This is a genomic window from Mesorhizobium silamurunense, assembly GCF_014843825.1.
GTDB classification, from domain to species: domain Bacteria; phylum Pseudomonadota; class Alphaproteobacteria; order Rhizobiales; family Rhizobiaceae; genus Mesorhizobium; species Mesorhizobium silamurunense.
In genome coordinates, this window is sequence record NZ_JHQR01000136.1 from 1 (window position 1) to 15,077 (window position 15,077).

At 63.3% G+C, this 15,077-nt stretch carries 13 protein-coding genes; 11 read left to right on the plus strand and 2 right to left on the minus strand.

Annotation, left to right across the window (positions count from 1 at the left end):
• From DH10_RS15635 to DH10_RS15670, 8 genes are all read left to right on the plus strand, one after another.
• On the plus strand, positions 1 to 361 hold a 361-nt coding region (locus DH10_RS15635), incomplete at its 5' end, for an aminotransferase class IV (RefSeq protein WP_192384943.1).
• Between the two features lie 41 nt (positions 362 to 402).
• The gene (locus tag DH10_RS15640; protein WP_192252411.1) at positions 403 to 1,338 is read left to right on the plus strand and encodes a heme-dependent oxidative N-demethylase family protein; all 936 of its coding nucleotides are present in this window, start codon (positions 403 to 405) and stop codon (positions 1,336 to 1,338) included.
• A gap of 126 nt (positions 1,339 to 1,464) precedes the next feature.
• Positions 1,465 to 2,910, plus strand: coding sequence for a homospermidine synthase (locus tag DH10_RS15645; protein ID WP_192252408.1), 1,446 nt, complete (start codon positions 1,465 to 1,467; stop codon positions 2,908 to 2,910).
• Positions 2,911 to 3,098: 188 nt separating this feature from the next.
• Positions 3,099 to 3,470: an outer membrane lipoprotein Omp10 gene (gene omp10, locus DH10_RS15650; protein ID WP_192252405.1), complete on the plus strand. Its 372-nt coding sequence runs from the start codon at positions 3,099 to 3,101 to the stop codon at positions 3,468 to 3,470.
• Between the two features lie 190 nt (positions 3,471 to 3,660).
• Positions 3,661 to 5,730: a 5'-nucleotidase C-terminal domain-containing protein gene (locus tag DH10_RS15655; RefSeq protein WP_192384944.1), complete on the plus strand. Its 2,070-nt coding sequence runs from the start codon at positions 3,661 to 3,663 to the stop codon at positions 5,728 to 5,730.
• Between the two features lie 200 nt (positions 5,731 to 5,930).
• Entirely contained in the window at positions 5,931 to 6,995 is a 1,065-nt protein-coding gene (gene hemH / locus DH10_RS15660) for a ferrochelatase (protein ID WP_192252399.1), read from the plus strand.
• 136 nt (positions 6,996 to 7,131) lie between these two features.
• Positions 7,132 to 8,082, plus strand: a complete 951-nt coding sequence (locus DH10_RS15665) for an SPFH domain-containing protein (RefSeq protein ID WP_192252395.1) — start codon at positions 7,132 to 7,134, stop codon at positions 8,080 to 8,082.
• Between the two features lie 20 nt (positions 8,083 to 8,102).
• Positions 8,103 to 8,567, plus strand: coding sequence for an NfeD family protein (locus tag DH10_RS15670; protein ID WP_192252392.1), 465 nt, complete (start codon positions 8,103 to 8,105; stop codon positions 8,565 to 8,567).
• A gap of 20 nt (positions 8,568 to 8,587) precedes the next feature.
• Here DH10_RS15670 and DH10_RS15675 read toward each other — a convergent pair whose 3' ends face one another.
• The gene (locus tag DH10_RS15675; RefSeq protein ID WP_192252389.1) at positions 8,588 to 9,589 is read right to left on the minus strand and encodes a KpsF/GutQ family sugar-phosphate isomerase; all 1,002 of its coding nucleotides are present in this window, start codon (positions 9,587 to 9,589) and stop codon (positions 8,588 to 8,590) included.
• A gap of 160 nt (positions 9,590 to 9,749) precedes the next feature.
• Here DH10_RS15675 and DH10_RS15680 point away from each other — a divergent pair, with 160 nt between their 5' ends.
• Positions 9,750 to 11,537: an outer membrane beta-barrel protein gene (locus DH10_RS15680; protein WP_192384946.1), complete on the plus strand. Its 1,788-nt coding sequence runs from the start codon at positions 9,750 to 9,752 to the stop codon at positions 11,535 to 11,537.
• Between the two features lie 51 nt (positions 11,538 to 11,588).
• Here DH10_RS15680 and galU read toward each other — a convergent pair whose 3' ends face one another.
• A complete protein-coding gene (gene galU / locus DH10_RS15685; RefSeq protein WP_192252386.1) occupies positions 11,589 to 12,494 on the minus strand; it encodes a UTP--glucose-1-phosphate uridylyltransferase GalU in 906 nt (301 codons plus the stop codon).
• Between the two features lie 225 nt (positions 12,495 to 12,719).
• Between galU and DH10_RS15690 the strand changes: the two genes are divergently transcribed.
• Both DH10_RS15690 and DH10_RS15695 read left to right on the plus strand, forming a co-directional pair.
• On the plus strand, positions 12,720 to 13,940 hold the full coding sequence (locus tag DH10_RS15690) for a lytic murein transglycosylase (protein WP_192252383.1): 1,221 nt from the start codon (positions 12,720 to 12,722) through the stop codon (positions 13,938 to 13,940).
• 114 nt (positions 13,941 to 14,054) lie between these two features.
• A partial coding sequence (locus DH10_RS15695; RefSeq protein WP_192384945.1) for an SGNH/GDSL hydrolase family protein occupies positions 14,055 to 15,077 on the plus strand: 1,023 nt, incomplete at its 3' end.

Consider the following 15,077-nt stretch of genomic DNA (forward strand, 5'->3'; position numbering starts at 1 on the left):
GCTGGCGCGGGTCCGGCTCGATTCCGGCGACACGCTGCTGCGCCACAAGACCAGCCGGCGCGAAACCTACCAGCGGGCGCGCGCCGAGTATCTCGCCACCCGCGCCGACGAGGTGCTGCTCGCCAACGAGCGCGGCGAACTCTGCGAAGGCACCATCACCAACCTCTTTGCCGACTTCGGCGACGGCGTGCTGGCGACGCCAAGACTTGATTGCGGCCTGCTGCCTGGGATATTGCGCGGCACGCTTCTGGACGAAGGCCGCGCCGTGGAAGCGATCTACACCTTCGACGATCTGAAGTCCGCGAAGGCGATCTTCGTCGGCAATTCGCTGCGCGGGCTGATCCCGGCGCAACTCGGCTGATTGAGGCTGAAGACATCAAACTGGATAGCACCCAGGCAGGCATGACCATTCGCCAACCGACCCATACGCCCTATGACGGGTCCTCCAAACTCTTCACGATCGGGCTGAAGCCACTTGAATTCGATCGCTGGATCGAGGTCGACGAATTCCTTTTGCCGCATCTCATCGAGAAGCTGCGGCTTTATAAGGAAATCCCGGAAAAGGTCTTTGTCGAGGAAGACGGCACCCGCGCCGCGCAGCGCGAGGTGCTGGAACTGCTCGTCGCGCATCTGGCGGCAAGGCATTCCGGCACCCATCACCGCAAGGGCCCGGATATCGAGGTGATCGGCTTCGAAGGAGCGCTCGAAAAGTTGGCTCCCGCCCTGCGCGAAGCGCCACTCGTAAACGCCTCGCTGCTCGTCCAGGAAGATCTGATCCTGATGCGCCGCGGCGATGACGGCTGGCGGCTGGCCGCCGGCTCGCTCTGCTTCCCCTCGTCCTGGTCGCTTCAGGAAAAATTCGGCAAGCCGCTGCAACAGATCCACGCGCCGGTGCCGGGCTTCGGCCCCGGCACCCGGCCCGCCGAGGTCATCAACCGCATGTTCGACGGCCTGCAGGGTCAGGCGGTCGAGCGCTTCAACTGGTCGATCCAGGCGGGCGACGCGCTCTATCATCCGCTCTCCAACATCCAGCGCATCGACCGCGCCACCAACCGCCCGACGCGCTTCCCCGACGGCGACATCAACGCCAACGCCTTCATCCGAGTCGAGCGCCAGACGCTGCGCAAGCTGCCGGTCTCGCGCGACATCCTCTTCACCATCCGCATCCATCTCGATCCGCTGGCCGTGCTTGTCCGGCACCCTGACAGGGCGACGCTTGCGGTATCTTTTGCCGGGCAGCTCAACGCGCTCGACCAGGCGCAGCTCGACTACAAGGGCCTGGCTGCCGACCGCGACCGGCTGGTTGCCTTCCTCGACGGCATGGCCAAGGCGGCTTAACCACGCCGCCATTGCGACTTAGCCGGCGGTTGGCGCTTTTCGCTGGTTTATGACAATGATCTGTGGTGTAGCGCTTCGGGCGGAAACGCCCGGATTTTGCATGTATTTGAAGGAGTGTCCGAAAAAATGGCGAATGAAAACTGGCCCGTTTACGGTGAAATCACCGGCCCTGTCGTGATGATCGGCTTCGGCTCGATCGGGCGGGGGACGCTGCCGCTGATCGAACGCCATTTCAAGTTCGACAAGTCGCGCATGGCGGTCATCGACCCGCGCGACACCGACCGCAGACTGCTCGACGAGCGCGGTATCACCTTCGTTCAGGATGCGGTGACCAAGAAGAACTACAAGAAGCTTTTGACCCCGTTGCTTACCAATGGCGGCGGCCAGGGCATGTGCGTCAACCTGTCGGTCGACACCTCCTCGCTCGAGCTGATGAAGCTCTGCCGCAAGCTCGGCGTGCTCTACATCGACACGGTCGTCGAACCCTGGCTCGGCTTCTATTTCGACGCCAAGGCCGACAACGCCTCGCGCACCAACTATGCGCTGCGCGAGAGCGTGCGCCTGGAGAAGGAAAAGGCCCCGGGTGGCACCACCGCGATCTCCTGCTGCGGCGCCAATCCAGGCATGGTCTCGTGGTTCGTCAAACAGGCGCTGGTCAACCTCGCCACCGACCTCGGGCTCGAATTTGTGGTGCCCGCGGAGCACGACCGCGACGGTTGGGCCAAGCTGATGAAAAAGGCCGGCGTCAAGGGCATCCACATCGCCGAGCGCGATACCCAGCGCACCAAGAAGCCGAAGCCGATGGACGTGTTCTGGAACACCTGGTCGGTCGAGGGCTTTATCTCGGAAGGCCTGCAGCCCGCCGAGCTCGGCTGGGGCACGCACGAGAACTGGATGCCGAAGAACGGCAGGAAGCACAACAACGGCTCGCAGGCGGCGATCTATCTGGAGCAGCCCGGCGCCAACACGCGCGTGCGCTCGTGGTGCCCGACGCCGGGTGAGCAATACGGCTTCCTGGTGACGCACAACGAGGCGATCTCGATCGCCGATTTCTTCACCGTGCGCGGCAAGAAGGGCAAGGTGAACTACCGCCCAACCTGCCACTATGCCTACCATCCCTGCAACGACGCCGTGCTGTCGTTGCACGAGATGTTCGGCGCCGCCGGCAAGGCGCAGCCCGTGCATCATGTGCTCGACGAGAACGAGCTGGTCGACGGCGTCGACGAGCTCGGCGTGCTGCTTTACGGCCACGACAAGAACGCCTACTGGTACGGCTCGCAGCTGTCGCTGGCCGAGGCGCGCAAGCTCGCGCCCTACCAGAACGCCACCGGCCTGCAGGTCACCTCGGCGGTGCTCGCCGGCATGGTCTGGGCGCTGGAAAATCCGATGGCCGGCATCGTCGAGGCCGACGAGATGGATTTCAGGCGCTGCCTGGAGGTGCAGTTTCCCTATCTCGGGCCGGTCAGGGGCTATTACACCGACTGGACGCCGCTGGATAATCGCCCCGGCCTTTTCCCCGAGGATATGGACAAGGACGACCCGTGGCAGTTCCGCAACATCCTGGTGCGATAGCGGCTCTGCCGGTATCTCTCTCCACCTTGCAATCGCCCGGAAATCGGGCGATTGAAATGAAGCGGCCTAGAGCGACGTGCGTCCATTCGGACGCACAAAGTACGCTCTAGCACTTTAATGAACGCATCGTGCTTTCCGAAAATCGGAAAGCGATTTTCGGGCCGATGCGAGAGGAGAGGATTTTTCAAATGACCATTGCGCGCAAATTGCTTACGGCAGGCGCCGCGGCAAGCCTTCTGGCCGCTGCCGCCTGCACCACGACCGGCCCTTCCGAGCCGATTTCAGCGGCGCCCAAAGGCGTCGAGGGGAACTGGATCGACGCCAAGGGCACTGGCCTGTCGACCTTCACGGCCGGCAGCTTCACCACTGTCGCGACCGATACCGGCCAGAAGCTGTCCGAAGGCAGCTACACCATGACCGGACCGACCTCGGTCGAGATCCACGGCACGTCGCTGATCCGCCAGACGCCGGTCAGCTTCAACTGCCTCATGGTCTCGACCAGCCAGCTCAACTGCACCAGTGCCAGCGGCCAGAACTTCGTGCTGACGCGCCGCGCCTGAGCATAGTCTGACATCAATCTTGTTGGGGTCGGCGGCGCGAGCCGCCGTCCTTTTTTGTGCCGGCAAACCTCCTCCCGATTTCCGCTTGCATCGACCAAAACGCGATGTGAACATGACCCGCAGCTGACTGTTATTTTCCAGTCAAGCGAGGGCATTAAGCACTTCAGGTCAGCTTATCCGGGAGACGAAGATGAAGAAGATTGCCGCCATTCTAGCCCTGTCTGCCTCGATGATTGGCCTGTCGGCCGGAGCATCCTTCGCCGACTACACGCTGAACATCCTGCATTTCAACGATTGGCATAGCCGCATCGAAGGCAACAACAAATACGAGTCGACCTGTTCCGCCGAGGAAGAGACCAAGGGCGAATGCATCGGCGGCGCGGGCCGGCTGGTCACCGCTATCGCGCAGGAGCGCAAGAAGCTCGAAGGCCAGAACGTGCTGCTGCTCAATGCCGGCGACAGCTTCCAGGGATCGCTGTTCTACATCACGTACAAGGGTGCCGCGGAGGAGGAATTCCTCAATCAGATCAAACCCGACGCGGTGACGCTCGGCAACCATGAATTCGACGATGGCGAAAGCGCGCTGGTGCCTTACCTCGACAAGGCGAAGTTCCCCGTCGTCAGCGCCAATGTCGTGCCCAACGATAAGTCCGGTGCCAACGGCAAGATCAAGCCGTCGATCGTTGTCGAGGTCGGCGGCCAGAAGATCGGCATCGTCGGCGCCGTCACCAACGACACGCCGGAACTCGCCTCGCCCGGCCCCAACATCGCCATCGCGGACGACGTCAAGTCGATCACGGCCGAAGTTGAGAAGCTCAAGTCGCAAGGCATCAACAAGATCATCGCGGTCACCCATATCGGCTACAACCGCGAGCGCGATGTCATCGCGAAAATCCCCGGCATCGACGTGGTCGTGGGCGGCCACAGCCACACGCTTCTGTCGAACACCGATCCGAAGGCGGCGGGGCCTTATCCGACGATGGTCGACAATCCCGACGGCTCCAAGGTGCCGGTCGTGCAGGCGGCGTCCTATTCGAAATATCTCGGCGAGTTCAAGGTCGTCTTCAACGACAACGGCGTCGTCAAATCGGCTAGCGGCGATCCGATCTATCTCGACAAGTCGATCACCCCCGACCCCGCCGTTCTCGCCCGCATCAAGGAGCTTGGCGCGCCCATCGAAGCGCTGAAGAACAAGGAGGTCGCCGAGACCACCAAGGCAATCGACGGCAGCCGCGAGAACTGCCGCGCCCGCGAATGCGAGATGGGCAATCTCGTCTCCGACGCCATCCTCGACCGCGTCAAGGGCCAGGGCGTCGAGATCGTCATCTCGAACGGCGGCGGCCTGCGCGCCTCCATCGACCAGGGCACCGTGACGATGGGCGAGGTGCTGACGGTGCTGCCGTTCCAGAACACGCTGGCGACGTTCAAGATCTCCGGCAAGGATCTGGTCGCCGGTCTCGAAAACGGCCTCAGCCAGATCGAGGACGGCGCCGGCCGCTTCCCGCAGGTGGCCGGCCTGAAATACGCCTTCGACAAGTCGGTCGCGCCCAATGCCGGCCGCGTCAAATCCGTCGAGGTGATGGAGAACGGCTCCTGGGCGCCGATCAATCCGGACAAGCAGTATCTCGTCGCCACCAACAACTATGTCCGCCAAGGCGGCGACGGCTACAAGGTCTTCGCCGAAAAGGCGACCGACGTCTACGACTACGGTCCGGGCCTGGAGCAGGTGGTGGCCGACTATCTCGGCGCGCACCGGCCTTATACGCCGAAGCTCGACGGGCGCATCACCGAGGTCGGCGCGACGGCGACTGCGGCTGAACCGGCAAAGCCAGCCGAGACTGCTCCTGCCACGACGGCACCAGCCGCCGAGCCCGCAATGCCGGCTTTGCCGTCCAATTCCGGCGATATCGCCGGCACGCCGCCGACCGTTTCGGCCGAAACCGCTCCGGCAACGACGGCTCCGGCGGAGACCGCAAAGCCGGCTGAGACTGCTCCAGCGACCCCCGCCCCTGCCCCGGCGGCAGAACCGGCAAAACCTGCCGAGACAGCGCCCACCGAGGCCAAGCCGGCCGCGACCAGCCCAGAGACCAGCCCAGAGACCAGCCATGTGATAGCCGCCGGCGACACCTACTGGGACCTGGCCAAGAAGAACTATGGCGACGGCGCCAAATGGAAGCTGATCTCCGAGGCCAACAAGGACTTCAGGCCGCGCCGCCTGCCGCTCGGCGCCACGCTCACCATTCCGCCGGCCGCAAAGTAGTTTCTTCCCGTGAGTTCTTGGCACCCGCCCGGCAATGCCGGGCGGGTGTTCCGTTTTCGGGCTGGAACGAGATAAGGTGCGGCCAGACGCAGCATTGAAAACCGGCACGGCATCGCTAGTTTCGCGGCGCATAAAGCAATTCCATTGTGCAACGATTTTCCGTCCGGAATTGCGTAGCCTTCGGTGCCTGGAGACTGTTGATGACGCTTGCCAGCCCTGCCGATGCGAAAGCCGCCGAGACCGCCGGTCCGGTCCCGGCGGGCGCCGCGCCGGTGAAGGCGGGCAAGATCGGCATCATGCTGATCAATCTCGGCACGCCTGACGGCACCGACTTCAAGCCGATGTGGCGCTATCTGAGGGAATTCCTCTCCGACCCTCGCGTCATCGAGCTCAACAAGGCGATCTGGTATCCGATCCTCTACGGGCTGGTTCTCACCACGCGGCCGAAAAAGTCCGGCGCCAACTACGCCAGGATCTGGAACCGGGAGAAGGACGAGTCGCCGCTGCGCACTTTCACCCGCTCCCAGGCAGAAAAGCTCGCCGGCGCGCTTGGCGACCTGCCGAACGTCGTCGTCGACTGGGCGATGCGCTACGGCAATCCCTCCACCGGAAACGTCGCCCGCCGGCTGGTCGAGCAGGGTTGCAAGCGCATCCTCACCTTTCCGCTCTATCCGCAATATTCGGCGACGACGACAGCGACCGCCAACGACCAGCTGTTCCGCGCGCTGATGCAGATCAGGCATGCGCCGGCGATCCGCAGCGTGCCGCCCTATTACGACGAGCCGATCTATATCGATGCGCTCGCCCGTTCGCTCGAGAGGCATCTTGCGACGCTCGACTTCGAACCGGAGGTGGTGATCACCTCCTACCACGGCATCCCAAAACCTTATTCCGACAAGGGCGACCCTTACCAGGCGCATTGCCTCGAAACGACCCAGCTGCTCAGGGCAAGACTCGGCTGGGACGAGAAGAAGCTCATCACCGCCTTCCAGTCGCGCTTCGGCGCCCAGGAATGGCTGCAGCCCTACACCGACGTCACCGTCGAGAAGCTGGCGAAGGACGGCGTCAAGTCGATCGCAGTCGTCAATCCTGGCTTTTCCGTCGACTGCATCGAGACGCTGGACGAGATCGGCCGCGAAGCCGCCGAGACCTTCCACCACGCCGGCGGCAAGAACTTCGCCCACATCCCCTGCCTCAACGACAGCGCCGAGGGGATGGCGGTGATCGAAGCGCTGGTGCGGCGCGAGCTGTGCGGCTGGGTGTGACGGGCTTCACCGACAGGCCTTGAAACCGGTGCGCAAAAGCCTCCGCTAACCGATATTCATGATCACCTGATTGTAACGTTGCGGAAACACACTTAAGTGATTCCGTGAGGTCGCCGCCTTTTGAGGGAGAAACGAAATGGGCTTCAGCGGTTTCGATATCGCCATCATTGTTCTTGTTGCACTTGTCGTGTTGGTGCTTTTCAAAGGCATCCGGACAATCCCGCAAGGCTACAATTATACGGTTGAACGTTTCGGCCGTTATACCAAGACATTGAGCCCGGGCCTCAATCTCATCGTGCCCTTTATCGACCGCATTGGCGCCAAGATGAACATGATGGAACAGGTGCTCGACGTCCCGAGCCAGGAGATCATCACCCGGGACAACGCTATAGTGGGTGTCGACGGCATAGCCTTCTTCCAAATTCTCAACGCGGCGCAGGCAGCCTATCAGGTCTCCGGCCTGCAAAACGCCATCCTCAACCTGACCATGACCAACATCCGCACGGTCATGGGTTCGATGGACCTCGACGAACTTTTGTCGAACCGCGACGCCATCAACGAGCGCCTGCTGCGCGTCGTCGATGAAGCCGCGCACCCTTGGGGCATCAAGATCACCCGCGTCGAGATCAAGGATATCAATCCGCCGGCCAACCTCATCGAATCGATGGGACGGCAGATGACGGCCGAGCGAAACAAGCGCGCGCAGATCCTCGCCGCCGAAGGTCTCAAGCAGTCGCAAATCCTGGAGGCTGAGGGCCGCAGGGAAGCCGCGTTTCGCGATGCGGAGGCCCGCGAACGCTCGGCTGAAGCTGAAGCCCGCGCCACGCAAGTCGTGTCCGAAGCCATCTCCAAAGGCGACGTGCAGGCTCTCAATTACTTCGTCGCGCAGAAATACACGGAAGCGCTGACCAAGATCGGCTCGGCCGCCAACAGTAAAGTCGTGCTGATGCCGCTCGAAGCTTCTTCGTTGATCGGCACCCTTGGCGGCATTGGCGAGATAGCCAAGGAAGTGTTCAGGAGCGAAGGCACCACCGGCGCGCAACGGCAGGCCAGCCGCCCGCCCGTGGTTCGCCCGAGCGAGAGCTGAGATCGTAGGAGGCTACTCTCATGCTCGACCGCATTGTATTCGAACTTGGCCCTTGGAACTGGATGGTTCTCGGCTTTGTCCTGCTGGTGATGGAAGTTATCGCTCCCGGCATTTTCATGCTGTGGATCGGCATCGCAGCGCTGCTCATCGGCGCGGTCTCGCTGCTGATCTGGGACGCGAGCTTCTGGACCTGGCAAGTCCAGGTGCTCGCCTTCCTCACGCTTTCACTGGTTTCGGCCTATGTCGGCAAGAAGCTGGTTGGCGGGCGCCATGATCCGACCGATCAGCCGCTGCTGAACCGCCGTGGCGCGCAGATGGTTGGCAAGATGGCCACGCTTGCGGAGCCGATCAAGGACGGCCGCGGCCGCATCAAGCTCGGCGACACGCTGTGGCGTGTCTCGGGCCCGGATCTGCCGGCCGGCACGCAGGTTCGCGTAACGGGCGCCGCCGATACCGATCTTGAACTGACGGTCGAGGCTGTCTGAGTCAACGAAGATAGGGTGAACTAAGCCGCGCCGATGCGCAGCAGGTCGTGGAAATGAACCACGCCCACGGGCGTTTTATTCTCGGTCACGACCAGCGCCCCGATATTGTGCTCGTTGAGGAGAGCGATAGCCGTGCCGGCCAGGGTCTGCGGGTCGACCGTCTTCGGCGTCCTCGTCATGATGTCTTCCACGGCGATGTTGGCCAGGTTGCGATGCAGATTGCGCGCGACATCGCCGTCCGTGATGATCCCGACCAGTTCGCCTTTCGTATCGACGATGCAGACGCAGCCGACCTTCTTGTTGGATAGCGTCATCACCGCTTCCGGCATCTTCGTTCCGACTAGGGCGATTGGAATCTGATCGCCCACCCGCATGATCTCGGAGACTTGCATCAGATTGGCGCCGAGCTGACCGCCGGGATGGAAGGTGCGGAAATGGTCCGGCGTGAAGCCGCGCGCCTCGAGCAGCGCGATCGCCAGCGCATCGCCCATGACCAGTTGCAGCAGCGCCGATGTCGTCGGAGCCAGCCCGTGCGGGCAGGCCTCCGGCACGGCCGGCAGGAGCAGCACGACATCGGCGGCGCGCGCCAGCGCGGAGCTCTCGCCGGAGGTGATGGCGATCAGCGGGATCGAGAAGCGCCTGGAATAGGCGACGATGCCCATCAGTTCCTTGCTCTCGCCTGACCATGACATGGCGATGATCGCGTCATCCCTGGCGATCATGCCGAGATCGCCGTGATTGGCCTCGGCGGGATGGACGAAGAAGGCGGGCGTGCCGGTCGAGGCGAGCGTCGCGGCGATCTTGGAGCCGATATGGCCGCTCTTGCCGACACCGGTGACGATGACGCGCCCCTCGATGCGCGAAATAAGATCGATGGCGGCCGCGAACGGCTCGGCCAGGCCGTTGCCGAGCGCTGTGGCGAGCGCCGCGACGCCGGCCTGCTCCGTCGCCACGGTTCTCAGCGCCGACTCGATCGCAGCCTGCCTGTCCGGCTGCTTTCTTTCTGGGGACCCCGCATGCATGGCAGATGCCATTAGCGCCATGTCGCTCGCCTGTCCAACGGAATTCCCGTTTCGCGTGCGTCGGGGGCCGCGGAACCGACCCGTTTCAACCCTCCGTTAACCATCCGCATTTACGGTCCGGTAAGTATGGCGCGCCTGCGCCGCGCGAGCAGTGGTGACGATGTCCGGGGGCGAGCCAGATACGAAAACGGGTCGGAAGGGCATTGCCGTTGCAGCGCTTCTGCTGACGGCAAGCATTCTTGCCCTGCTGCGCCCTGCGCCGGTGTTCGCGCAGGAAACCGAGTTGCGCGGCGAAGTCTCCGAATCGGCAATCCTGGCCGACCAGCAGCGCAAGGCGAGGCAATTGCGGGCGCAAGGATCTCAGGATCAGACGGCTCCGGCGACCCAGGCGGCCGAGGACCAGACGCTCGCAAATCCTTACCAGCCGGAAAGCCCGGGAGCTGTTGCGGACGACGACCAGACGGCGACGGACAGCATCTTCGACCAGCCGGAAGCGACCGGTGACCCTTTCGCCGACAATCAGACCGCGGCCAAGCCACGCCGGCCTTCGACCGCCAGGCAGCGCGCAACTGACGCCAACGCGAAAAGCAACGCCAAGGCGGCCGATAAGAAAAAGGCCAAGAAGAAGCGTGGCCAGACCACCGACAGCACGACCAAGACCGCCGCCACCGGCGATCAGGCCGACACGGCGGCCGCCGACGAAGACGGCGCGAACCGCCGCGCCGTCACCATCGACAGCGTCGACAGGCAGAAGCTCGATCCGGGCGCGGAGCGCACGGGGTCGATCGACGGCCAGAAAATCAAGCCGGAGGACGATCCCTTCGCCGCCCCCGGCATCAAGCTCGGCACTTTCGTCTTCCGGCCGACGCTGGAGCAAGGCTTTACCGCGACGTCCAACGCCGATGGCAGCAGCGGCGGCAGGCCGGCGGTGCTGTCCGAAACGGCGTTGCGTTTTTCCGCCACCTCCGACTGGCGCGAGAATTCGGCCGTCATCGACGGCTACGGCATCTTCCGCAACACGCTTTCGGGCCAGAAGATCAACGATGCGCAGGGCCGGATCGAGGGCCAGCTCAATGTCGACCTCGACCATGAGCTGCGCGCCATCGCCAAGCTCGGCTATGAAACCGTGCCGGAATCTGCCTCCTCGCCCGATGCCATTGCCGGCGTCACCTCGCAGCCGCTGCGGCAGACCGTGGACGGCAGCCTCGGCGTCGAGAAGGATGTCGTCAAGATGCGCTACACGCTGACCGGCGCGGTCAGGCATGATTTCTACGGCGACGCCAAGCTCTCCGACGGCACCGTCTTGTCGCAGAAGGATCGCGACTCCACGCTCTACTCCGCGACCTTGCGTACCGGCTACCAGGTCTCACCGGCCATCACGCCCTTCGCCGAAGTGGAAGCCGGCCGGCGGATCTATGATCTGCGCCTCGACAGCAACGGTTTCGAGCGCTCCTCGACGCGGCTCGGCGCGCGCGCCGGCCTCGAGCTCGACATGCATGACAAGCTTTCCGGCGAATTTTCCGTCGGATGGCTGCGCGAAGCGATCGATGACGACCGCCTGCCGGCCAATGCGGGGCCGTATGTCAACGCCGATCTCAAATGGTCGCCCGAGCGCGGCACGATCATCGGCCTCACCGGAAGGACCACCATCGAGAGCACGACCGCGGCTAACGAGAGCGGCGATGTCCTCTACTCGAGCCGGCTCACCGGCGAGCGGCAAATCCGCGCCAACCTGACGGCGAATTCGTCGCTTGGCCTCGATTGGCGCGATTATACCGGCTCCGACGGCCACGACCTGATCCTGAGCGCCGAGGCCGGGCTGACCTGGTGGCTGAACCGCTACGCCGGCCTCACCACGCGGGTGAGGACGGAGAAGCTGACCAGCAACCTGCCCGGTCGCGACTATGTCGCCAACAGCGTCTATCTCGGCTTGAAGGTGCAACGGTAACCCGCAAGTCGGAACCGCGGCCAATCGGAATTGCCTGAATGATTGCTAGATCTAAGAAGCGGCCTCACTCCGCTCCGCTGGCCGCACCTCATCCAGCAGGGTGCGGATGACGCCGGCCATGCTCTCGTTCATGTCGTTGCGCCAGAGCGCGAAGGCGACATTGGCTTCGACGAAGCCTTCCGGCGAGCCGCAATCGAAGGTGCGCCCCTTGTAATGATAGCCGTAGAAGGGCTGCTGTCTTTCCAGCTTCAGCATCGCATCCGTCAACTGGATCTCATTGCCGGCGCCGCGCTCCTGGTTTTCGAGGATGCCGAAAATCTCCGGCTGCAGGATATAGCGCCCGTTGATGAAGAGATTGGAGGGTGCCGTGCCCGGTTTCGGCTTCTCCACCATGCCGGTGATGCGGAAGCCGTGATGGGTATCCTCGCCACGGCCGACGATGCCGTATTTGTGCGCCTCGGCCGGATCGCATTCCTGCACGGCGATGATGTTGCTGCCGGTCTCGGCATAGAGTTCGACCATGTCCTTCATGCAGCTTTTCTCCGACTGCATGATCATGTCGGGCAAAAGCAGCGCGAACGGTTCGTCGCCGACCAGCTCGCGCGCGCACCAGACGGCATGGCCAAGCCCCATCGGCACCTGCTGGCGGGTGAAGCTGGTTTGACCCGGCGCCGGCTGCAGCCGCTGCAGGCGGGCGAGCTGGTCGTCCTTGCCGCGCTGGGCCAGCGTGTCGTAGAGCTCGAACTGGACGTCGAAATGATCCTCGATGACCGCCTTGTTGCGTCCGGTCACGAAGATGAAATGCTCGATGCCGGCATCGCGCGCCTCGTCGACCACATACTGGATGACCGGCCGGTCGACGACGGTCAGCATCTCCTTCGGAATGGCCTTGGTGGCCGGAAGAAACCGTGTGCCGAGGCCGGCGACCGGGAAAACTGCCTTGCGAACTCGCTTCATGCTCCACCCCATCCGTTTTGAGCCCATTATCCGCTCGGCGATCTGCTCCGCAATACCCCCGAACATTTTCACGCCGGAATGTTGAATTACCGAACGGCTGAGTTGAACGCGCAGGGCTAAAAGCCGCGACCTCTCTTTTCGTTCCCGGCGGCACCTATGGTAAACTAAATACTAACCCGGTTCGGCGTTGAATGATCCTTCCTGATTTGACGAAGGAGGAAAAAGATGTCCGTTCGCAACACCGCAAGGCGCCTGACGGCACTGGTGACGGCCGCCGGCCTCACGCTCGCCTTGCTGATGCCCGCCGGACCTGCTTTCGCCGATGCGGGGTTCCGCCAGTGGGTCGTGGGCTTCCGTGCCACCGCCGTGCAGGGCGGCGTTTCCGGCGCGGTCTACGACCAGGCCATGAGGGGCATCGAGCCTGACCCGGTCGTGCTGGAAAAGGCCCGCACCCAGCCGGAATTCACCGCTCCCGCCTGGGACTATTTCGACAACCGCGTGCATGACCAGTCGGTGGCCAACGGTCAGGCGATGGCGCGCAAATGGAGGCCGTGGCTGGATCGGATCGAGGCGCGGTTCGGCGTCGACCGCAACATTCTTCTCGCCATCTGGTCGATGGAATCGAACTATGGCGAGATCCTCAAGCGCGACGACATCATGCGCAATGTCATCCGTTCGTTGGCCACCCTTGCCTATGGCGACCCGAAGCGGTCGAAATACGCCCGCACCCAGCTGATCGCCGCGTTGAAGATCCTGCAGACCGGCGACATCGACGAAGGCCATCTCATGGGCTCCTGGGCCGGCGCGATGGGCCAGACGCAGTTCATCCCGACCAGCTACCAGCGCTACGCCGTCGACATGGACGGCAATGGCCGGCGCGACATCTGGAATTCGATCCCCGACGCGCTTGCGACATCCGCCAATCTTTTGAGGAAGAACGGCTGGCAGGCCGGCAAGACCTGGGGCTACGAAGTGACCTTGCCCGCCGGCAAGCTGCCCGCCGGATCGAAGACGCTGGCGCAATGGAAGGCGCTCGGCGTCACCAGGGCCAATGGCAAGCCGTTCAGGAACCTGACCGACAAGGCGACATTGAAGGTGCCGGACGGCAGGGGCGGACCGGCCTTCCTGATGATCAGGAATTTCTCGGTTATCAAGGCCTACAACAACGCCGACAAATATGCTTTGGCCGTCGGCCTGCTCGCCGACGAGATCGCCGGCGGCACCGGTCTTGTGCAGGACTGGCAGCGGCCTTTCACCAAGCTCAGCTTCGAGGAACGGCAGGAACTGCAGAAGCGGCTTTCCGAGCACGGCTATTATGACGGCAAGTTCGACGGCAAGATCGGCGAAGGCTCGAAGGCCGCCATCATGGCCTACCAGGCGAAGGTCGGCTTGACCCAGGATGGCTATCCGAGCCTGGAAGTGCTGAAATGGCTTCGGAAGCAATAGAGCCGTCCATGGCGTGAAGCATCCTTTCAAAGACGGAAAGGATGCTGTAGCGCTTCGGCTTGCGCATGATTTCCCCGCTTTTGCATGATCATGCGCCAAGGGATGGAGACTTGATTGGTTACGGTTGCGCGTATCCGGCTGATCGTTCGCCGCCTGCCGATCCTTGTCCTGGCCATCGCCGTGCTTGCCGTCGCCGGCTCCAGCGCTTTCCATACGCCAGCTTTCGCGCAGGAAGAGGAAAGCCGCGGCTGGTCGCTGCGCGATCTTCTGTTCCCGCGCCGCAGCGAGCGCATCGAGCCACCGGCCGAAATCCAGAAGGCAAGGCCGAAACCAAAGAAGAAATCCAAGCCGCGCCCGCCGGCCGAACCGGAGACGCCGATCATCGAGAAGACGCCGGATTCCCGCGTCGTGCTGGTGGTCGGCGATTTTCTGGCGGGCGGGCTGGCCGAGGGTCTCGACACCGCCTTTGCCGACAATCCCGCAGTCAGGATCGTTTCACGCAGCAACGGCTCGTCCGGCTTCGTGCGTGACGATTTCTACAACTGGCCGGTCGAGATCAAGTCGCTGATCGAGACGGAGAAACCGTCCGTCGTGGTGATCATGCTTGGCTCCAACGACCGCCAGCAGATGCGCGTCGGCGACGTGCGCGAGCAGCCGCGCTCCGAGAACTGGACCCAGGAATACGAGCGCCGCACCGATGCGCTGGGCAAGGCCATCCAGGATGCAAAGGTGCCGTTCCTGTGGGTCGGCATGCCGGCGTTCGGGGCGGCGAAGATGACCTCGGACATGCTGGCCTTCAACGACATCTATCATTCTGCCGCACAGACGCATGGCGGAGAGTTCGTCGATGTCTGGGACGGCTTCGTCGACGAGAACGGCGCCTTTGTCACCTCCGGGCCGGACATCAACGGCCAGCCGGTGCGCCTGCGCTCCGACGACGGCATCAACGTGACCAAGGCCGGCAAGCGCAAGCTTGCCTTTTATACCGAAAAGCCGCTGGCAAAGATCCTTGGACTGGCGGCGCCAGGAAGCGTCACCACGGTTTCCGCGCCGGCCGGCGCTCCGGTCGAGGCGTCGAAGCCTGCCGCGGCCCCCGTCATCGTCGACCGCACCGCGCCGATGCTGCTCAGCGACCCC

What these genes read in the sequence shown, in the direction of transcription:
- DH10_RS15670 (WP_192252392.1), top strand. Translation starts at nt 8,103, where the DNA reads ATGCTCGACCGCATTGTATTCGAACTTGGCCCTTGGAACTGGATGGTT.
- DH10_RS15690 (WP_192252383.1), top strand. Translation starts at nt 12,720, where the DNA reads ATGTCCGTTCGCAACACCGCAAGGCGCCTGACGGCACTGGTGACGGCC.
- galU (WP_192252386.1), bottom strand. Translation starts at nt 12,494, where the DNA reads ATGAAGCGAGTTCGCAAGGCAGTTTTCCCGGTCGCCGGCCTCGGCACA.
- DH10_RS15675 (WP_192252389.1), bottom strand. Translation starts at nt 9,589, where the DNA reads ATGCATGCGGGGTCCCCAGAAAGAAAGCAGCCGGACAGGCAGGCTGCG.
- DH10_RS15645 (WP_192252408.1), top strand. Translation starts at nt 1,465, where the DNA reads ATGGCGAATGAAAACTGGCCCGTTTACGGTGAAATCACCGGCCCTGTC.
- omp10 (WP_192252405.1), top strand. Translation starts at nt 3,099, where the DNA reads ATGACCATTGCGCGCAAATTGCTTACGGCAGGCGCCGCGGCAAGCCTT.
- DH10_RS15665 (WP_192252395.1), top strand. Translation starts at nt 7,132, where the DNA reads ATGGGCTTCAGCGGTTTCGATATCGCCATCATTGTTCTTGTTGCACTT.
- DH10_RS15640 (WP_192252411.1), top strand. Translation starts at nt 403, where the DNA reads ATGACCATTCGCCAACCGACCCATACGCCCTATGACGGGTCCTCCAAA.
- DH10_RS15655 (WP_192384944.1), top strand. Translation starts at nt 3,661, where the DNA reads ATGAAGAAGATTGCCGCCATTCTAGCCCTGTCTGCCTCGATGATTGGC.
- hemH (WP_192252399.1), top strand. Translation starts at nt 5,931, where the DNA reads ATGACGCTTGCCAGCCCTGCCGATGCGAAAGCCGCCGAGACCGCCGGT.
- DH10_RS15680 (WP_192384946.1), top strand. Translation starts at nt 9,750, where the DNA reads ATGTCCGGGGGCGAGCCAGATACGAAAACGGGTCGGAAGGGCATTGCC.